14 protein-coding genes are annotated in these 19,756 nt (G+C 65.8%); 8 read left to right on the forward strand and 6 right to left on the reverse strand.

The features are described 5' to 3' along the window. Position 1: 1 nt before the first annotated feature. From K338_RS23095 to K338_RS0115090, 4 genes are all read right to left on the reverse strand, one after another. On the reverse strand, positions 2–1,105 hold the full coding sequence (locus K338_RS23095) for a glycosyltransferase (RefSeq protein ID WP_022919000.1): 1,104 nt from the start codon (positions 1,103–1,105) through the stop codon (positions 2–4). After that, positions 1,102–1,794, reverse strand: coding sequence for an ABC transporter ATP-binding protein (locus tag K338_RS0115080; protein WP_245542981.1), 693 nt, complete (start codon positions 1,792–1,794; stop codon positions 1,102–1,104). The genes K338_RS23095 and K338_RS0115080 overlap by 4 nt, the downstream gene beginning before the upstream one ends. Before the next feature lie 169 nt (positions 1,795–1,963). Next, a complete protein-coding gene (locus tag K338_RS0115085; protein WP_245542982.1) occupies positions 1,964–2,794 on the reverse strand; it encodes an ABC transporter permease in 831 nt (276 codons plus the stop codon). A gap of 287 nt (positions 2,795–3,081) precedes the next feature. Further along, positions 3,082–5,268, reverse strand: coding sequence for an ATP-grasp domain-containing protein (locus K338_RS0115090; RefSeq protein ID WP_169579567.1), 2,187 nt, complete (start codon positions 5,266–5,268; stop codon positions 3,082–3,084). Positions 5,269–5,456: 188 nt separating this feature from the next. Between K338_RS0115090 and K338_RS0115095 the strand changes: the two genes are divergently transcribed. From K338_RS0115095 to K338_RS25680, 8 genes are all read left to right on the forward strand, one after another. Then, a complete protein-coding gene (locus K338_RS0115095) occupies positions 5,457–7,013 on the forward strand; it encodes an asparagine synthase-related protein (RefSeq protein ID WP_169579568.1) in 1,557 nt (518 codons plus the stop codon). After that, positions 7,010–7,477: a hypothetical protein gene (locus K338_RS0115100; protein WP_022919005.1), complete on the forward strand. Its 468-nt coding sequence runs from the start codon at positions 7,010–7,012 to the stop codon at positions 7,475–7,477. The genes K338_RS0115095 and K338_RS0115100 overlap by 4 nt, the downstream gene beginning before the upstream one ends. Positions 7,478–7,501: 24 nt before the next feature. Then, positions 7,502–9,637, forward strand: a complete 2,136-nt coding sequence (locus tag K338_RS24680) for a glycosyltransferase (protein WP_157612503.1) — start codon at positions 7,502–7,504, stop codon at positions 9,635–9,637. 106 nt (positions 9,638–9,743) lie between these two features. Continuing rightward, a complete protein-coding gene (locus tag K338_RS0115110) occupies positions 9,744–10,829 on the forward strand; it encodes a sugar-transfer associated ATP-grasp domain-containing protein (protein ID WP_169579569.1) in 1,086 nt (361 codons plus the stop codon). A 20-nt stretch (positions 10,830–10,849) separates the two neighbouring features. Continuing rightward, positions 10,850–11,608, forward strand: a complete 759-nt coding sequence (cuyB, locus tag K338_RS23105) for a cysteate racemase (protein WP_022919008.1) — start codon at positions 10,850–10,852, stop codon at positions 11,606–11,608. Then, positions 11,595–14,162 (forward strand): acylphosphatase, encoded by a 2,568-nt coding sequence (locus K338_RS24685; protein ID WP_022919009.1) that lies wholly within the window; start codon positions 11,595–11,597, stop codon positions 14,160–14,162. Before cuyB ends, K338_RS24685 begins: the two co-directional genes overlap by 14 nt. Then, positions 14,152–15,321, forward strand: coding sequence for an ATP-grasp domain-containing protein (locus K338_RS0115125; protein WP_022919010.1), 1,170 nt, complete (start codon positions 14,152–14,154; stop codon positions 15,319–15,321). Before K338_RS24685 ends, K338_RS0115125 begins: the two co-directional genes overlap by 11 nt. 12 nt (positions 15,322–15,333) lie before the next feature. Further along, entirely contained in the window at positions 15,334–16,245 is a 912-nt protein-coding gene (locus tag K338_RS25680; RefSeq protein WP_157612507.1) for a hypothetical protein, read from the forward strand. Here the strand turns inward: K338_RS25680 and K338_RS0115135 are convergent. Together K338_RS0115135 and K338_RS0115140 are read right to left on the reverse strand one after the other, a co-directional pair. Next, on the reverse strand, positions 16,208–17,248 hold the full coding sequence (locus K338_RS0115135; RefSeq protein WP_022919012.1) for a hypothetical protein: 1,041 nt from the start codon (positions 17,246–17,248) through the stop codon (positions 16,208–16,210). The two genes, K338_RS25680 and K338_RS0115135, sit on opposite strands and share 38 nt — an antisense overlap. Beyond that, a complete protein-coding gene (locus K338_RS0115140; RefSeq protein ID WP_022919013.1) occupies positions 17,245–19,743 on the reverse strand; it encodes an ATP-binding protein in 2,499 nt (832 codons plus the stop codon). The genes K338_RS0115135 and K338_RS0115140 overlap by 4 nt, the downstream gene beginning before the upstream one ends. Positions 19,744–19,756 lie beyond the last annotated feature (13 nt).

A 19,756-nucleotide genomic window follows, 5' to 3' on the forward strand; every position in this document is an offset into this window, starting at 1 on the left:
GTCATCCGGTTGCGTGCTCGAGGGCACGGACGAATGCGCCGGCATCCTGGTACCAGTTCATGTTCGCCGCGACATAGTCGTAGCCGCTCGTGGCGCACGTCGTGCGGTAGGAATCATCGGCCGCGAGCTTGCGCAGAGCTCGGGCGGCAGCATCGATGTCTCCGAACGGGACGATGGCGCCACCGCCAGAACTGGTCACCAGGTCTGCCGCGGCCTCGTTAGGAGTGCTGACCACCGGGACACCGTGAGCCAGGTACTCGACCAGCTTCGTGGGCAGTGAACGCGTGTAGTTCGGCTCGTCGTGCAGCAGCGCAAGCCCGGCGCACGCACCGCTGAGCATCGTGATCGCCTGGTCATTGGGAACGAATCCGGTCCACGTGAGGTGGCCCGCGTCGTGCGCGGCGCGCAGCAGCGGTTCCAGTGACGCCTCGGCTGGTCCGATGAGCTGGAATGTCAGCTCTGGTACGGCCTGGGCAAGAGCTATCATCTCCTCGGCGCCTCGGGCACGGGAGATCTTGCCCAGGTAGACCACGCGATCCTGCCCCGGAGGTCGAGGGCGTCTGCCAGGCACCAGGACCGAGTTGGGGACTACGGGGTGTTCTCGCCGGAACCGCGCCGCATAGCTGTGCTCCGCCAGCAGCAGGTGGTAGCGGTTCTCGGCGAGACGTTCCGCGAGCCGGACAGCCCATGCAAGCACAGGCCGTAGCGCACGCGGTACCCACGACCGCATCGAGAGGGCCGCTGCCGTGTCCTCGTGCACGTCCCAGACGACCGGTGCGACACGAGCACCCAAACCGGCGACAGCAAGCAGCAGGTCGGGGTCGTGCAGCAAGATCACGTCCGCGTGCGGCCCGATCCGGCGGACCAAGCCTCGCGCCATACGGACGGCTGTCAACCGTCGCCGCCCCGCAGCGCGGGGAAGGGAGAGGCCGTGGACACCGTCTGGCGGGGTGCGGCCGAACGCCTCGAAGGGGGCGGCATACACCACCTGGTGCCCGGCATCGAGCAGTGCGGGGATCTGGCGGTGTCGGATCCGCGCATCCTCCGGATCGTGCACGATCGTCACGACGAGGATACGCAGCGGGCGTCCCGGCGCCAGCGTCATCGGCGCCTTCGCAGCTCAGCGGCATACCGGTCCATGACTTCGCCGCTCGGGCCATCGTCGACCACCTTGCCCTGGTCTAACCAGATGGCACGGTCGCACATGTTCCTGACGGCCCGGATGGAGTGGCTGACGAGGAACACCGTGCCGGCCCGTTCGCGGATCTGCTCGATGCGCTTCTGACTCCGGGCCCGGAAGGATGCGTCCCCAGTAGCGAGCGCTTCGTCGATCATCAGGATGTCGGGCACGGCGGCTGTGGAGATCGCGAACCGTAGCCTGGCGGCCATGCCGGAGCTGTACGCTTTCATCGGCAGGTGGATGAAGTCCTGCAAACCCGCGAACTCGACGATGTCGTCGTACCGCTCTTGCACCTCGGCCTTGGTCAGGCCGAGCGCGAGGCCGCCGATCATGATGTTGCGCTCGCCGGTCAGCGACTTGATGAGTGCTGCGTTGACGCCGAGCAGGGCCGAGGTGCCGGAGACATACACATCGCCGGAGGAGACTGGCATGAGTCCAGCCACCGCACGGAGCAGCGTGCTCTTCCCGGCACCGTTCATGCCGACGATGCCGATGGACTCCCCATGATGGGCGACGAAGGAGACACCGCGAACAGCGTGTACCTCACTGATCGCTCCGACGTGCCGACGACTGCGGTTGAAGAGCGCTCGGACCTTGCTGGTCTCGGTCGCCACCGACTTCTTTCGGCCGCCGAACACGCGATACTTGACGTGCACATCGTCGACGACGACTGAGGGTGTTCCGATTCGTCGAGCGGGGAGAGGAGCATCGGGCTCACCGTTCTCGGACTCGTCTGGCTCGTGGTCGACCTCGTCGAAGTCGCGTTCGTCGAAGTTCTCCGGATCAATCGCGGCCATACTCGTCCTCCGCCGCCCAGAAGAAGATCAAGCCGATGACGGCGAAGAGAACGGCCCATCCGACTGCCGCGATCCACAGCGGAAGAGTCATCGTGGCTTCACGCATCAGACAGGCACGCATCAGGGTCAGATACACCGCAAACGGCTGCAGCTCAAGGATCATTCCGAGTGCGCCAGAAAGATACCCTTGGATGGAGAAGAAGACGCCAGAGACATAGCGCAGCAGGCGGGTTGCCACGGGAATCAGGTTGCGCAGGTCCCGTGCGATCACCACGATCCTTGCCACGATCATGCACATCCCGGCGGTGAACAGCAGGATCAGCAGGAGTACGACGGGAACCAGGAGCCACTTCCAGGTGAGGGGCTCCCCGGTCACCAGCACCAGGACCAGCATCACTCCCGTGGCGGGTAGGAGCGTGAGCATCTCTGAGAGGGCCACAGAGATGGGCAGCACTGCGCGCGGAAAGTTGATCGCGCGGACCAGGTCGATGTTGTTGATGATCGACTTCGCGCCCGCGTTCACTGATGAGGACAACGACATGAAGATGAAGATGCCGATGATCAAGAACGCTGGGAAGTTGTCGATACCACGGGTGGTGCCCAGCAGCTTGCCGAAGACGAGGTAGTAGACCGCTGCGAGCAGCAGTGGGCTCAAGATGGTCCACAGCTGACCCAGGTAGTTGTTCTGGTTCTGCGAGTACGACTTCGCATGGGACATCGTCCAGAGGAAGCCACGCCGGGACCAGAGGTCTTTGAGGTACTGCCCCAGCGGTGGCCGCTCGCCGATCTTGACGAGCCCGTGCTCCTGGGCGAGCACAGCCAGTGCGGAGGGCTCAGCTGCCTTGTTCTGTCGCGCCACTACAGGACATCTCCGGTGCCGGTCGGTCGCTGCCCCCTGCGAACATGATCGCCGGGCGGCACCGGATGCGTCGAGCGCGACCGGCGACATGCACACGGGTGCCCCATGACTGCTGCTCCAGTCCCTCTACTGGCTGATGACATCTGGCCAAACCTCGAGACAGCATACGCTGTGCGGTGCCTCCCACCGCATCGAACAGGGGCCCGCGTGGCGATGTGATGTGCCTCGCACCACGTGTGTTCTGCTCAGAGCCGCCGCGACTCTCCGGACAGGATGTGTCGCGCCACGGCGGGATACGGGTCGTACGCAGGCCCACCCAACGGGTATCGAAAGAGAGCAAGAGCTGGGTCGCTGTGGAAGCGCCAGAGCGCCCAGGTGGCTTCGCTCTCAGAGCGGCGACGAGGAACGAAGGCGAACGTAGCGATGCCTGGATTACCGATCGCCGACATCAGCCTGGCGGCCTGGTTCTCGAGCCCTGGCCACGGCAGAGTGCTCAGACCGATGGTGCTGGCGCCGTCGACCAGCCGCGGCGAGCGCCCCAGCTGCAGCGTGTGACCCTCGCTGAGAACCTCCTGCGCATCGGTGCCGACAAGGAGCTCGTCGACGGTCCAGCGTCCTGCATAGTGCTTGAGCACCGGGTGGGCAGTGCGCCTGCTTCGCTCGCGGTCGAGCAGCATGGCCAGTGTCGAACGACCGTCACCGGTCACGGTCAGGGGGACCAGCAGCTGCGCGCAGATGAGCTGGTGCCCCGCCATGAGCAGAACACACGCAGGATCGGTCGGTGTTTCTACGAGGCGAGATGGTGTGGTCCTGGGTAGCCGTTCCCAGACCGTGTCGAGATCGGCTCTGCCGGCAACACGCACGTTGTGCATCGTCGAGCCCTTGCCGGGATATCGCAGCGTCCACGTGCGCCAGGGGCGTTCGGCGAGCTCCACAGCCTTCTTCTTCTGGGTAGCGCGGATCCAGTGGCGTGCCATCACTGGCACCCCGGAGATGCGTGCCACTCGATGCAGCACGTCAGGATCGGCCCCCACTGCACCTCCGATGAGGGTGCGCCCTGTTCGCTCCGCCAAGAACGTCCCGCTCCCCTCGCTGACGTGCACGAACCGACCGTCAACGTCCAGAGACACGGTCTGGGGCGCGCTGGCGCTCTCCAGGGCAGACCTCAGGCATGCCTCATCCAGGTTGCGTGGTCCGCCACTGTGTTCGTCCTCCGCTGCAGCAGAGATCCCGAGGGTGGTCGTGTCGTCCGATGCGGCCATGATCAGATCGGTGAGGTGGGCTAGGTCCACCTGCACCGGCGCAGGAGCTGTGTCCTTCTGCCACACGCTGAACGGTATGCGCGCCTCCTTGGCCCAGTGCGCAGCGACCTGGATGTCGTCCACAGGTGAGGAGGGGCCGTACAGCGGGTACAGGTGGAGCGGAATCTCGTTGTTCAGGTTCACCTCACACACGACTGCCCGCTGGGAGCTGATCGGTGCGTCGAACCGTTCGACGAGCAGGTCGATGCCGGCATGCAATGCGGACGGGAACAACGCCGCAGCCCGCTCGGCCAGGTCCGCGATCTCCGGATGCAGCCGGTCAAGGATCTCGTAGCTGTCCCCGCCGGCGGAGATGTTGGCCACATAGTGCAAGAAGACGCGCCGTCCAACCTCCGGCACGGTGTTGGCGCTCAGTCCGCGCGAGGCCAGAAACTGTTCCTTCTCCGGAGTGAGGAGCACACGTTGGTGTCGTGCGTAGTCGTTCGACTCCCGCAGGGCGTCCTTCTCCTCGACCAGCTCCGCAATGGAGGAGGTCCCATCGCCGATGACGTTCGCAGGTACCCGCAGCGTTGCCCCTGTTGCGCGGCCAGCCACAACACATACCCGCAGGTCGATCGCCGGTACCATCTCCTCCACGAGGACGGACCGGCCCGACTGCAGGATCGGTGCCGCGGCTGCGGCTGCTTCTGCTGCGGTCTGGACGTCGGTGGTGACCCCGCGGCCACCGCTCCCGAGCACCGGTTTCACGACGGCTGTGCCACCGAGCGCCTCGAAGCCATCCCGAACCTCGTCCTCGCTGTGTGCCTCGCGACCACGTGCGACGGGAAGGCCCGCTGCACTGAGGATTTGTCGGGTGATCGACTTGCGGTTCGTCACCGCCCTATCGAGGTACAGCAGTGCGGAGGACATGTTCTTGTAGAACAGCAGCGCGCGCGTACCGTCATGCAACACCCGGACTTCCGGCGATACCTCGATGCTGGACAGTCCGATACGTTCACCAGCCTGCACCAGACGGACCACGTCGAGGACCCGCTTCTCCACGTCGTGCTCTCGGCGGTAGTGCCGCGCCCGCAGGTCCGCCACGGCGTCGAGTGCGGAGGCGATCAGTTCCTCGTTGCTGACGGCGGAACACGGTCGCTGTGCTGACTGGGGCTGCGTTCTGCTGCTCACCTTGCCTGCCTTCATCCAAGGTCGGTGCACCGAAAGCCTTCGGGCACCCAGCCGGCGCGATGCCGTGCGTAGAATGCTGCTCGTCAAGCATCCTAGATCACCGGGGGAGCACAGCCCTGTCTCACACTCACGTCGGGCCCGTGCTTCTTGGTGCGGTCGGGGACGCCGGCGGTGACCGTGTCCGAGCGATGGCTCAGCTACTGGGCGGTGTACCTGCGGTCCTGACCACACCAGGGCTCACCGTTCATGGTCGGGGTGCTGTGCTGCAGCGGGGCGGCGATCGTCTCCTGTGGGATCACGCACCGGCGGCCGTGGAGGGCCAGGAAGGGATCTCGGATGCCTTTCTGCTCGATCGTGACCGGGACACGGTGCTGATCCAGAGTGCGCAGTCCGGTGCCGTCCCGGTGTACGTCGAGGTCGAGGATGACCAGGTCACCTTCAGTTCTGTCTTGGACGCACTGGTCCGCACCAAACCTGGTGGTGCAGCGCCCGACTGGAACGGTGTGGCCGAGATGGTGGCGGGCAGCGGCCCGCTCGGCGGGCGCACGGTGATCAGGGGCATCGATCGTCTCCGACCGGGGGAGCGTCTCGTCCTCGATCCGCACCAGCCGCTCCGGCGGACACTCGAGTGGCAATGGCCGCACCTCGAACCCGGCGCCGGCTCGGCAGAGGAGCTCGCCGGGGCGGTGACCAGCTCCGTGGGCAGGCTAGTCGGTAGCGGCTCTGTGCTCTCGATGCTCAGCGGCGGCTGGGACTCTCGGCTGCTCCTGGCCGTCGCGAACGATAGGTCTGCTGATGCTGATCTCCAGGCCTACACCACCTCCTCGGACACCGGGACGGTGATGGAGGAGCTCGTCGCGGCCCAGGTGGCACAGCATCTTGGCGTCCCTCATCAGATCGTGATGCCCGACCGGTCCCAGTTCGGTGCAGACCTGGCTGACTTCGCGGCCGCCGCCGACTACCAGACGTCCTTCCACATCTGGTTGGTGCCACTCGCACGTGCGGTCCTGGCCGCACAGCGCCTTCGACCTGAGCAGATGCGTCCGACAGTCCTCGACGGCCTCGGTGGCGGGTTGTTCATCGGTAGCTCATTCTCAGACGATCACGCAGGACAGCCCCTCGTGGAGAACCGGATGGCTGGGGTGACCCGGTACCTGGGTGCAGCCGAGCGAGTGTTTCGGCCGGGTGTCGGTCGATCGCTCGCCGACCGGATCCGTGCAGACGCAGAACCGACAGTGCGTCGGTTCCTCGAGCACCCCTATGGGCACACCCTGACGGCATACCTGACCCGCACCGTTCCCGGAATCAGTCTCGCACCACATGCCCTCATGGCCCGGACCGGTCCGGTGGCCACCCCGTTTCTGCGCTCGGACGTGGTTTCCGCCGCACTACGGCTGCGGCCGCAGGCGCATGCGAAGGACAGGCTGTACCCGCTGCTCATCGGTGCGATCGATCCGGCGCTCAGCAGGCTGGCCACCGCCCAGGCGCAGGTCCCGTGGCCGCGACCCCACCCGAGACGTATCAGTTCTACGGAGGCCATTCGGCACCTTCGTGCCTTGTTGCTTCGAGAGCCGGTGCGCGACCTGCTGGCGCCCTCGCTGATGACGGCCGGGCCGAAGTACTGGCGAGGGCTGCTGGCGACAACCGCGGGCCAGCATCTGATCCGCGGTCTGGCTGTGCTCAGCCTGTGGTGTGATGCCTACGGAGACCTGATGCGTGACCTGGACGTACAGGAGCTCGTATGAGCACCAGCGAGGCGTGGCCCTCCCGCATCGTCCGTTTGCCCGAGGAGAGCCCGATATGGCCCGTGCGTGCGGGTCGTGCCCACGCGGTCGTGCTGCACGGTCCTTCGCTGGGCCGACCAGCTGCGTTGACTGGTGACCTGCTGGAGGTGCTGGTCGATGTCGAGCGCCGTGGACTGCACATCGTGCTCGTCGCTGTGCGGCCCAGCGATCTTGACTCGTCGGTTGCAGCCATCTGCAGACATGTCCTGACTGCCGATGCACAGACGTTGGACCTGGCTAGGTCACGATGGGGCGCGGCCCAGGTGATCGCGGTCAGTGACGTCGGCGATACAGCCGTTGTCGCAGCAGTATCTGGCTTGCCCGTGCCGGAGTCTCGTACGCTGCATCGACGACTGTGGGAGAGGCTGCGCGGCAGGGGCAACCTGCTCGGCAGGTTCCGACAGTTCAGGGTCGACACCCGTTAGCGTGAAGACGCTGACGCTTGTGCCATGCGCTGGGAGGAAGAACGGATGAGTGCGCCGCCAGGAGTTGTTGATGTGCTCATGGCGACCGATCTCCGCTTTCCTGGTGGCACAACGGCCAGCATCGTTGAGGAGGTCACCGCCCAAGCGCGCGCGGGATACCGGACGGCCCTGCTGCACATCCCCTCGCCGATCCAGCGTCCAGGCGTCCCCTTCGCTCCCCGCATCCGCTCGCTGCTCGAGTCCGGTATGGCCGACCTGGTGCTCGATGGCCCGGTGCATGCCAAGATCCTCGTCATCCGTCACCCCAGCGTCCTGACGGCGATGCCCCCCTGGCTGCCGCACGTGACGGCGGACAAGGTACTGATCGTCGTCAACCAGGTTCCCGTCGATCCGCGGGCGCACGCGCCCTATTACGACGTCATGGAGAACCACCGCGCTGCGCGCAGGTTCACGGACACGGAACCTGTCTGGGCACCCATCGGGCCAGCGGTGCGCAAGGCGCTCACGCGTTTCGAACCCCGGATCCCGATGCTCGACCACGACTGGACGAACATCGTTGACGCGGACGCCTGGTACACCCCTCGCTCCCACGCTCCGGGGGACCATCCTGTGATCGGTCGCCACACGCGAGGGCACTGGAGCAAGTGGCCGGCCGATCGGCAGACCCTGCTCGCAGCCTATCCTGCTGATGAGCGATACACGGTGCAGGTGCTCGGCGGTACCGAGGCTCCACGGGATGTGCTCGGCTACTTGCCGAAGAACTGGATAGACCTACCGTTCAACTCTGTCGCTGCAGCCGACTTCCTCGGTCGCACAGACTTCGTCGTCTACTACCATCACCCGGCGCTGATCGAGGCCTTCGGACGGACAGTGCTCGAAGGTGCCGCGTCCGGCGCCGTCACGATTGTCGATCCCCTGTTCGAGCCGACTTTCGGGCCAGCCTGCGTCTACGCTGAACCACTCGAAGTTCGCCGGATCATCGACCGCATGAGTATCGACCACGACGCCTACACGTCACAGTCCCGCCGCGCCGTGGAGCACGTACGGGCCCATTTCAGCTATGACGCGCACGCTGCCCGTCTCGCTGCGCTCATCGGGCCACCGGAGCCGCGGCCGGCCGGTGGGGCGGACGACGATGGGGCATGGGAAGCCTTGCCTGCGGACGAGACGAAGACGCTGATCGTCGACCTTCGTCCGCGCGCTTCGCTCGGCGTCGCCGAGGTCCGGCAACTTCATCGAGCCAGCGACCCGGACGGGGTGGCCTCGGCGCTCCTGCTCGTTCCGGCTGCCGCGGTCACCGAAGAGCTGAGAGCCATCGCCGACATCGAGACCATTCCCGACGTCGTTGACGACGTGTCGTCCCGTGAACGTCACCGGTACGTCCGTGCACGTGTTCAGGGCATCCTGGAGACCTATCCGCGCATCAGGCGAGTGGTGGTGCTCGGGGACGCTGATACTGTCCTGTCGGCCGTGCCTCCTGCAGTGCCCTTGCACCGTGCAGTACGCGAAGACCAGCGATGGTGCACCAGTGAGCCGGTGCAGCGGTCGAACGGTGTGGTCGCCCATTCGGGGCGTTCGGTCTCTGAGCTCACGCAACGGGGCATCAACCTGTTGCGGCAACGTGCACCACGGCTCGTTGTCCGGCTCGGTCTGCTGTCGAAGCACGCGGCGCGTTCGTTGCACGCTCAGACTCTCGATCGGCTCGCACCGTCCGGCGCCTTGCTGATCGAGCGGACCGAGATCCCGAAGCTGCCCACTCCTCCCTCTCCCATATCGAACAGACGACCCACAGCGCTCTTCGTGGTCACAGATCCCTCGATCGCTGCAGGTGAGACGTTGCTGGCCATACGCCGGCGAGCTGTGATCAGCAATGCCTTCCGGCCTGTGGTGCTTGCGCCGACGACATGGCTCACAGAAGGGGACAGGCTTGGCATCGTAGTGGAGACGTTTGTGGTCCGCAGGCTCACAACGCAGGCGTATACTCGGGCGCAGTCTGGTTACCTGCGTCGTCGTATCGCTGAAGTCGTGCAAGCGTTCCAACCTGCTTCTGCGACGACGATCCGAAGGGGGCCGGGCGATCCGTCGAGTCTCCTCGGGGAGGCGCTCGACGTTGCTGAGGAGCTGAGCACGCAGCGGACTGCGTCCGGTGATCTGGACTAGGAGAATGGTGGGCACAGGCACAGGCGTGCGCCGGGCGGGGGCCGCGGGACTCCGTCGCGTGCGATCGTTCCTAGGCAGGATGCGGCGCAAGTATCGTGCTGGTCGCATGCTGCTGCGCGAGCTGCGCAAGCTCCTTCGAAAAGAACGGCAGTGGCCCGTCGCATTGCGCATGCGTAGGCCGCGGTGGTGGCTGAAGGGGTTCCTGTCTCGTAGTTCGGTGCTCTATGACCTGGACCATAATGAGCACGGCAAGTATGTGTCCGATCTGCAACGGGTGTTTCGCACGAAACGAATGGTCAACCCGCGTCTGCAGGACGTGATCAACAATAAGTTCACGACCCACTTGTTGTTGCGCGCGATGGACGTACGGTCGCCAGAGCTCCTCGGTCTGTACTCCCGTGGGGCAGTGCATCCGTTCCCAGCAGACGATCAGATCCACCTGAGCACATACCTGACGTCTCTGCCGGTCGGAGAGACAGTGTTCTTCAAGGTCCTGGCCGGTGCCGAGGGAAAGAACATCTTTGCACTGACACGCACCTCGGCGGATGCGATGCGCGTCAACGGCGAGGTGCTGCCCATCGCGGACGCCATCGGACTTCTGCGCCGGCAGGACCGGCCATTCATCATCGAACGGGGCCTTGAGCAACATGCAGCTGTCTCCGCCCTCTTCCCGTCCTCGGTGAACACCGTACGAGCGCTCACCATGCTCGATGTGAACAACAACAACGAGCCCTTCATCGCGCTCGCAGTGCAGCGGATTGGCTGCAGGCGATCAGCTCCGTCGGACAACTGGAGCCGGGGAGGGCTCAGCGCGCGTATCGACCTGGACACTGGTCGGCTGACACGAGCGACCAGGTTGCCCGACAGCAACGTCAAGGAATGGTTCGAGACTCATCCGGACACAGGCGCCCAGATCGCCGGTGTGGTGCTGCCGCACTGGGAGGAGACGCGTGCGCTCATCCTGCACTCGGCTCGCGTACTTTCCTTCATGGAGTACGTCGGCTGGGACATCGTGATCGGCCCGGACGGTCCGCTCGTGCTCGAGGCGAACATCAACACGGGGGTGAACGTGCTGCAGTCCCACCAGCCGCTGTTCACCGATCCACGAGTTCGCGCCTTCTATGCACAGCGCGGTGTTCGCACTGAGCTCAGTGACGAGCCGCCGCCCGTCGCGATCGAGGAACCGGTGTGAACGGAGTGTCCACGAGAGTGATGCCTACGTCGGCGGGCCCGGTCCTTGGCGTGCTGGGTGGGATGGGGCCTGCGGCGACCGCAGACTTCCTGGACAAGCTGGCTGCACGGACTCCTGCTGGCCGAGACCAGGAGCACATTGCGACCTTGGTCTACTCCGACCCGACGACACCGGACCGCTCGGACGCCATCGTCGCCGCTGGTGCCGATCCGTTGCCAGCGCTGGTGCACGGTGTCGAGTTCTTGTCTAGCGCCGGCGTCAGTGCCATAGCCGTCCCGTGCAACTCTGCGCACTACTGGTTCAACGACATGCAACATGCTGCCGACGTGCCCATCTTGCACATCGTCGACGCCGTAGCCGACAAGGTGAGGGCATGGGAAGGTGGGGTGTCGCGGATCGGCTTGATGTCGACCGACGGTACCGCAAGGTCGGGTGTCTACGACCGCCTTGTCGACCACGGCTACGAGCTGATGAACCTCACCGATCTTGGCGAGGACAATCCGACGACAGCAGGCATCCGACTGGTGAAGGCCGGGAGCCTGGAACGAGCGCAGACGGTGCTGGTCGAGGCAGCAAACATGTTGGTGGACCGAGGGGCACAAGCCATCGTCTACGGCTGCACCGACATCTCCGCGGTCCTCGGCCCAGCGCCGCCAGGCGTCGCAGTCCCGGTGTGGGACTCCGCGACGGCGCTGGCCGACGCAGCTGTCGACTACATCCGCAACGAGCGCCACGTTGGTGGCACAGCAACGAGGAAGGTTACCCATGGCGCACGCTGATTCGGTCACGTTGGACCGGCTGCAGGCCATCAGCTATCGGTCTGGTAACGATGCGCCGCGTGGGCGGCGTCGGCGATTCACGAATGCTCTGGTGGTCGTGGATGCGTCTGGCCCAGACGAGGCGATGATCCGTGGCCTCGGCGAAGCACAGTTTCGTGGGCGCGAGACCGGCGACCGCACGGAGCACTCGTGGAAGTTCCTGACGGAGTGCCTGGAGCTGCTCCACGGGCGCACGATCGACTGTCGTAGCAAGCCGGCGGCTCTGGCGTCCATCGCCAGCGTGATGGCCGAACTATCCCGCCGCGCGCGTGCGCGGGATCAAGAGTGGCGTCCGCGTATCGGCCTGGACAAGCGCTCGGCGCGTCGCCTGATGAAGCAGGCAGCCGAGCGCGCCGGAGTCATCGAGGGCGCAGTTCCGATGGCTGGGGCCCTGTACGGCGTGGAGACTGCGCTGCTGGACGTTGCTGCCCGCGGCCTGGGGATCTCAGTGGCGAGCCTGTTGGGTGACGAGCCGGCGCCGGTCGCCCGGATCCAGCCTGTTTCTGCGGGCAACACAACGACCGCCGAGCTGATCGATGACCTCAAGGCGCGGTCGGGTGACGATTCGGGCGACCTGCCAGTCTGGTTGGACTTCCAACGGAAGCTGTCCTACTCCCGTGCGCTGCGGCGCATACGCGCGGTCGTCCGCGCTGCCGGGCGGCACGAGATCGGTAACGAGATCGTCATTCGTCGCGCACTTCGGTTCAGAGACCTTGGTCGGCGCCCAGCACTGCTTCGTGCGGTGGACGAGATCGTCGAACGCGCACCGCATCCGGTCCGCGTCACCATCGCAACCGATGTTGTCGGCGTAGCGCGCCGGCTGAGCAGCCTGCTGATGCGTCGTCGCAGGACACGAGTGGTCGTGGTGCGGCCAGCGGCTGCTGGTGGTTTGGTTGCCGCTGCAGGGATGGCCCGAGACCTGAAGTACGCCCCGGCACAGCGGCTGTACATCTCGGACGTCGAGCTGGGAGGCCCCATAGCAGCTGCGGCGCTCCAGCACCTGGCGGCCGCGCTCCCTGGTGTGCAGGGTGTCATCACGCACGACCACCACGGCGAGCAACCGGATGTCGTGGACGGGCAAGGTCTCGACATCGCGATGCCGTGGGAGACGATCGTGGACGCGGTCAACGACCTGGCAGTGGTGCCTCCGGAGCAGGCGATTGGTGATCGGCAGCCGAACACCTACAGCGAGGTGCCGTTCCTGCAGCCGATCGGTCCGAACGGGACCAAGGGACACATGATGGAGCGCCAGGCGCTCTCCCGTGGCATGTCCACCATCCGGTTCTCCAAGGGCGCCTTCGTGGCCAACGACGGTGTGCATGAACCATTGCTGTTCAAGTGGAGCAGGTCTCCGCTGTCCAGCGCCTCCGCGCTCGCCCTGTGCACGCACAAGGAAGCGACCCGGTTGCGGCTGGGGCGCGCCGGGGTCCCCGTTCCTCGGGGCCGCACGTTCCGCAACGGCGACTTCGAGACAGCCAGGGCCTTCGCCGACAGCCTCGGCTATCCAGTAGTCGTCAAGCCCGCGATGGGGGTGCGCGGCATCGGAGTCGTTGCTGGCATCCAGGATCGCAGCGAGCTAGATCTCGCCTTCGACCAGCTGCGGCAGAGCAAGCTCGGCGAGCAGGACTTCATTGTCGAGAAGCACATCTCCGGGAAGGACTACCGGATCGTGGTGGTGGGCGACGAGGTGATCGCTGCCATTCTCCGCGACCCGGCCTCGGTGGTCGGTGACGGCGTGCACAATGTGGCCGAGCTGATCATCCGCAAGAACGCTACCCGCCGGTTGAACCCGCACCTGTGGGGCCGGCCGATCCTGTTCGGGCCGGCTGCTCGCTACCAGCTCGCCCGAGAGGGCCTGACCCTGGAGTCGGTCCCACCCGCGGGCGAGCGAGTCCTGCTGTCGAACTCGTGCAGCCTCTCCCAAGGCGGCGACTCCGTGGACGTGCTGGACGAGCTGCACCCCAGTGTCCGCGAAGCCTGCGTAGCAGCGGTCAAGGCCATTCCAGGTCTGGCGTTCTGCGGCGTGGACTTCCTGCTGGAAGACCATCGCAAGCCGCTCGCCGAGCAGGAGGCCGGGATCTGCGAGCTGAACGCCCATGCGGCGATCGGCAACTGCGAGTACCCCACCTATGGCAAGCCGCGCGAAGTCGCTCGTACGTTCATGGATGCCTGCATCGAGCGTTATGACCTCGATGTCTGGCAGAAGCCCGCCGAGCAGCTGTCGTTGCGCTTGGTCGTCCGTGGACGGGTTACCGGCGTCGGCTATCGGGAGTGGATGCGCCGGCATGCGAAGACCTACGGTGTCACCGGCTGGGTGCGCAACCGTGGCCGCCGCAGCGTCGAGGTGGTCATCGCCGGCGAGACGGTGGCCGCCAGCGCGCTCGCCGCGGCGGCAGTCCTGGGCCCGACCCGAGCCCGTCCGACCTCGGTGACCACCGAGCATGTCCAACGTCCGGCGACGTCTGACTTCAGCATCGTCCAGCGCGCACCCCAGGAGCTTGCCCGTGTCCAGTGAAACCCTCTCCCAGAAGATCGCACCACACGAGGAGTTCGACGGCGTCCTAGCACTGCGTGCACTGTTGCGAGCGGGTCTGGACGTCGAGGTCTATCCGCGCCAGGTGGTCTACGCACCGGCTAGGAACGGTGTCGATCTCTCATTCGTCCACGGAATCCCTGGGAGCAGCGGGCTCGGTCCGGTGACGTATGCGCAGGACAAGCGGATGCAGCGAGGTCTGTTGGAGCGTCACGGGGTCCCCGTCCCGCGGTCCGCAACCTTCACCATGGGCCGAGGTATCAGTGGCGCCAAGCGATTCGCCCGGAAGGTGGGCTACCCGGTCCTGGTCAAACCAGCCGTCGGTGACAATGGCATCGAGACCTTCCGCAACATTCGAAGCTCCGGCGGTATCGACGCGGCGCTGGACTATCTGCGTACCCCACCGTCCGAGCGCCCAGGATTCAGCCGTGCTGCCTACGGGCTCACCGAGCTACGGGAACCCGGGGAGGAGAACGGCCGGATCGTCGTGCCGCCCGGGTACATGTTCATGGTGGAGAAGCAGCTCGAAGGTACCTATCTGCGCGTGCTGGTCAGTGACGGCGAAGTGCGCTCGATCATCCAGTGCGAGGGCGTGCCCACTGACGAGAGCTTCATCGGCGGCACCGAGATCCTCGGGCAGACCCATCCCAGTCTCAACGAGCTCGCGTTGCGCGCGGTGGCCGCGCTGCCCGGGCTGAGTCTGGCGGCGATCGACTTCGTGGTGGAGAACCCGGTTCGGCCGGTCGATGAACAGGACCTTGGTGTCGTGGAGCTCTCCGAACGTCCGGCGCTGTGGGTTCAGGCGCGGGTGGATCCCACGTGGGCGGAGCAGCTCGCCGAGGACCTGGTCCGCCGGTACGCCACGGCTGAGGGACATAGTCTTCCAGAGCCGCGGCCGTCCGTCTCCGTGACACTGGAAGCACACGCGCTACCCGACGCCACGGAGGGAGGCCAGGCTATCGTCGAGGCCGCCACTGCCCGGGGGCTGCAGGCCGAGGTCACCGACGTCGACCAGACTGCGGGAACGGTCTACGCGAAGCTATCCGGCGACGCCGGTATCGTTGCGCACCTGGTCAACGAGATGCTCAACGGTTCGATCGACGAGCAACGGGTGATGCTCGCGGTGGTCCGCCCGAGCTGAGCGGAAGCAGCCATGAACGATGCAACGGATGAGTCAGCGCACGTGATGCGCGACCTCCGGCTGAGTGTGACCGGGTGGAATACCCGCGTGATCGTCCGAGAAGCCTTGGCCCGTGGGATCGAGGTCGAGCGGCTCGGCCCCAACGGTGGAGTCCGGTTGATCCGCGGCAACCGGCGGCACTGGTGGTGGGCGGAGCCGCTGGGCTCGGCAGTGGTGAAGCCGCGGAATGCCAAACGCGGCGCCGGAGTTCACGTCGCGCTGCGGTCGCGATCTGCATTTGTTCGAGCATTCCGGTCCGTGGCCGAAGAGTATGGGTCGGTCCTGGTCGAGCAGCACCAGGTCGGGAAGGAGTTCCGATTCTTGGCCGTTGGAGGGAGGATCGTCGGTGTGATCCACAGACGTCCTGCCAGCGTGGTCGGGGACGGTCGATCGACCGTGGAAGAACTCGTCCGAGCCAAGAACCAAGACCGTGGCCCAGTGCACAAGCCCTTGAAGCTGGGCGAACCAGAACTCAAGGTCCTAGCCAGACAGCGTATGCGTGCTTCCAGCGTCCCCGGCACCGGGCTGCGTGTCTTCCTCCGCAACACGCTCAACCTCCACGTCGGAGCCGATGCCGTCGAAGCGGCGGCGGAGATCTCCGCCGAGGAGATGCAGGTGATGGAACGCGTAGCACAAGCCGTGCCTGGCGCAGGCGTCCTGGGCATCGATGCTCTCGTGCCGCGCAAGGAGGAAGACGGAGGTCTGGGCATCATCGAGCTCAACGGTGCCCCCCCTGATCTCGATGCACCACTTTCCGTGGGAGGGAAGACAGGTGGATGTCGCGGCTGCCATCGTCACCGCGATGTTTCCCGGTACTGCACTCTCTACCTGAGCACAGGCGATGGCGTCAGCGAAGCCAGTCGATCGAGACATGGAGCGGCCTGACCCCCGGGACCAGGCCCTGGATGAGGGACCATTGCAGGGTTCCCAGCGACTCGGCGTCGCCAGTAGAAGAGACCTGGATCTCAGACGAGGAGTCCGCCGTCACAGACAGGGCGGGAAAGTTCGCCCTGCAGAATTGCGTGACCTGCGCAGCGGCACGCTCGGGCAGAGCCACACCGCCGATGGTGAGTACGGCATCTGGGCACGTGGACCTGCTCTGCAGGTGCAATCCCTGAGCATCCGCCTCAAGCTGTAGCAAGCGTGTCGCAGCATGGTGGGCTGCGGCTTCGTCTCGTTGTAGAAGCCTGGTGAACGTGATGCGGGGATTCACGTCCAGCACCTTGCACTCGCCGGCGGACGGGTGTCTCGGATCGTCGAGTGCGAACCAGACCCGTCCGACGCTCAGGCCGGGCACGTCGTGGATGGCGCTACGACCGAGCTCTTCCAGGTCTGGGTGCAGATCGTCGGCCGTCGCTGGTTCGTTGTCGATGAGTCGAGCGATGACCTCGCCGTGGGCGATGCTGAGCTCGATCCTGCGCGCGCCAGCGATCTTCTGTACTAGGTAGCGTGCGCGTGGATGTGTCGGCCCGGGCGATCGTCTGCTGGCAAGCCGTGCCACAGCCTCGATCTGCATGACCAGCTCGTCCGAGTCTGTGACATGCGGGGACTCCTTGACTGTCCATACGGGCGAGGCGCTCACCGGGTAGCCAGCGTTCTCCGCCCAGGACAGTGCGGGGCGACGGTCGGACCTGAGCAGGAACACTCCGAAGTCGGCAACGTCGTGACCTGCGTCGCGGAGCAGAGCACGCGTCAGGTCGCGTTCACTGAGGAGGGCAGCCGCGCCCTGGGTGGTGCTTGCTGGGATTCCTCGGGTGAACGCCACCGTCGGCCCTGCCTGGGTTCCTGAGGCCAGCAGGATCTCCCCGGGCAGCATGGTCGTGCTCAGCTGAGCCTGCAACGCTGCGAGATTAAGAAGGGCGATGCTGTGGCGGTATGGGGTGCTCATGCAGTCTCCGCCGGTGACTGTGCCGTGGCGACGATCGGTTCGGTCTCCACTCGCCCGACCCGCACTCCCTTCGGTCCCTTCACCGCCAGGCTGCACAACGAGGTCACTGCAACCAGGCCTCCGGACAGATCCGCACTGCCCGTCTGTGGACCACGCTCGACAGCATCGGCGTGGACCCCACGCGCAGCGGCCTGCTCGACGAGCCAGGTCACGAAGCGCTGCGGATCGGAGACGCCCGAAGCATGCAGACGAACGCGAAGCGTGCGACCAGATGTGCCGATATCGATGCCGTCGCGTTCTGCAGAACCGCGGAACAACACGTGCGCAGAGGCGCAACCAGGTCCGTAGACGGGGAACTCCGGGGTGGTCAGCTCGGGACAGGAGTTGAGCTCGCAGATCCCAACCTGCTGGTCTGCCAGAGGTATCCGATGGTCTTCGATCAGGACGTCGACCCCGCAGAAGTTCAGCCCTGGTATCGCGGCCACGGCGCTGACCATCGCGGTCGCGATCGAGGGGTGGAGCTCGTCGGAGACATCGAAGGAGTCGCCCCACATGGCGCCGTCGGCGTTTGTCCCGAGATAGACATGCTCGCCGAGCGACGGGACGTCCCGCAGCGACCAGCCTTGGTGACCCAAGAAGCGTTCGCTGGCCTCGGCCGTGATCGGCGCGTTGCGAAGTCGTGGGTTCAGACGACGCGGACTGTTCGCGGCGACAATCAGCTCGGCGATGGATCGGCGGCCATCGCCCACTACGAGCGGGCGCCTCCGGCGGATGGCGGCGAGCACCCGATCATCACCGACGACGATGCGGTAGATGTCACCGGGGAGGTGCCGCTGGACCAGGACATCTCCCTTGGCGTACCGGGGGTAGTCGCGGATGGTCGCGAACGCTTCGAGCAGCTGCTCGTCGTCTCGGATGTTCAGCGTCACCCCCGTGCCCCCCGTGCCGCTTGCCGGTTTTGTGACCAGCGGATACCCGGCAGCGTGGGCATAGGCCAGTGCGCCCTCTTCGTCGTCGATGTCGAATATGCGTCCTTCAGGTACCGGAGCACCGGATCGTTCCAGCAGGGCTTGGGCAGCACCCTTGTGCCCGTCAGCGATCGCGTAGGCAGGATGGCTCGAGATAGGGGACCGGGCACTGGCTCCGAACAGCAGCGGCTGGTGCCCGGGGGAGGTCGCGGTGAACGTCGTTGCGGAGTAGCGCACGGTGCGGAATCCGTGCGCCAAGGCAGAGCGCTGCACGAGACTACTGCGGAGCGCGTCGTGAGCCAGACCGAGAGAATCAGCCTCATCCGGGTAGAGGTGCGGCTCCTCGACATGGTCGTCGCCGTTCTGTGAGAGGTGCACATAGGTGCCCGCCATCGGGATCAGCTCGTCGTAGCGGAGCCGAACCGGCGTCGGCTGACCGACGTCGGAACCTGTCGAGCCGCCGACGTCTACCGTGACGTGAGCGGTTACCGGCGCCGGGTCAGGGATGAATGCGTCGACGGCGTTCGAGAGCATGGCAGCACGTTGACAGGGCACGCTGCTCAGAGGGCTGCCGCCACGGGGCGGACTTGCCGCGACGAACCAGTCAGGGTGGTCGCTGCGAATCAGGTCGGCGAACTTGTGCAACCGGAGCAGAGACCCTACATGTGCCGAGCGAAAGTGGATGGCGCGGAGGCCGCGCGCGGTCACTTGCTCCAGCCGCTCGATGGTGCGGACCCCATAGCCCACCATGATGAGAACCTCACCGGCCATGCGGGAGAACGGGCCGTTGAGAGTCTCATCGGCAAGCGACTGCAGCTTCTCAGCGTGCTCGAGGTCCTTGACTCGGGTTGAGCAGTCCAGCACGAGCCGAGTGCCGGACCTACGCTTCAGCAGCTTCGCCAGTCGGGCTACGTACCTAGCGAGGGCGTCGTGGGGAGCTGATTCCGGGACCGCGATGATGTGCGTCGCTCTCATCAGCCGGGTGCGCTTCATCCGTCTCAGGTCCTCGTCGAGATCGCCTGTGGACGGCAGGTAGTAGATCGTCGGCCCGGACCCGTCCGGTGCGGGAACAGCGGCCCCGTCGAGCTGGTGTGCGACCTGCGCACGCCCTTCCAGCCGGGTGGCGGCAAGCCCGCGGTCGACAACGAGCTCGAGGAGCGCCGACTCAAGCCCAAGAATGCAGCGGCGACGTTCTCCTGGAGGCAGCGACCCACCAGCAGGCAGCCGGGCGGCGGCCACGAGCGTGGCGAGCGAGCCCGCTATGTCGCCTGCGACCGGGATCGTGTGTCCGGAACCGACCAGGCGGTCGAGGGCCTCCGTGATGTAGCGCACCGCTTGTGCGCGTACCTCGGCAGAGTTCGCGCGCAGGACGCATTCACCTGTTCCTGTCACGGCCTGGCCGTCAACGGTGGCGTCGACCTGGATGGCGAGGTTGGCGCGAGCTTGACGTTGTCGGACCAAAGGTGTCGGACCGGCGGTGAAGTATTCGCAGATGCTCGCACGCTCGATCATGATGCTGCTCGGCACGCAGGGAACCCTA

The organism is Ruania albidiflava DSM 18029, assembly GCF_000421225.1.
GTDB lineage: Bacteria > Actinomycetota > Actinomycetes > Actinomycetales > Beutenbergiaceae > Ruania > Ruania albidiflava.

Excerpts from the sequence above, each read along its gene's own strand:
- K338_RS0115135 (WP_022919012.1), bottom strand. The coding sequence starts at position 17,248 with ATGAGCACCCCATACCGCCACAGCATCGCCCTTCTTAATCTCGCAGCG.
- K338_RS0115095 (WP_169579568.1), top strand. The coding sequence starts at position 5,457 with ATGGCTCAGCTACTGGGCGGTGTACCTGCGGTCCTGACCACACCAGGG.
- cuyB (WP_022919008.1), top strand. The coding sequence starts at position 10,850 with ATGCCTACGTCGGCGGGCCCGGTCCTTGGCGTGCTGGGTGGGATGGGG.
- K338_RS25680 (WP_157612507.1), top strand. The coding sequence starts at position 15,334 with ATGAACGATGCAACGGATGAGTCAGCGCACGTGATGCGCGACCTCCGG.
- K338_RS0115100 (WP_022919005.1), top strand. The coding sequence starts at position 7,010 with ATGAGCACCAGCGAGGCGTGGCCCTCCCGCATCGTCCGTTTGCCCGAG.
- K338_RS24680 (WP_157612503.1), top strand. The coding sequence starts at position 7,502 with ATGCGCTGGGAGGAAGAACGGATGAGTGCGCCGCCAGGAGTTGTTGAT.
- K338_RS24685 (WP_022919009.1), top strand. The coding sequence starts at position 11,595 with ATGGCGCACGCTGATTCGGTCACGTTGGACCGGCTGCAGGCCATCAGC.
- K338_RS23095 (WP_022919000.1), bottom strand. The coding sequence starts at position 1,105 with ATGACGCTGGCGCCGGGACGCCCGCTGCGTATCCTCGTCGTGACGATC.
- K338_RS0115110 (WP_169579569.1), top strand. The coding sequence starts at position 9,744 with ATGCTGCTGCGCGAGCTGCGCAAGCTCCTTCGAAAAGAACGGCAGTGG.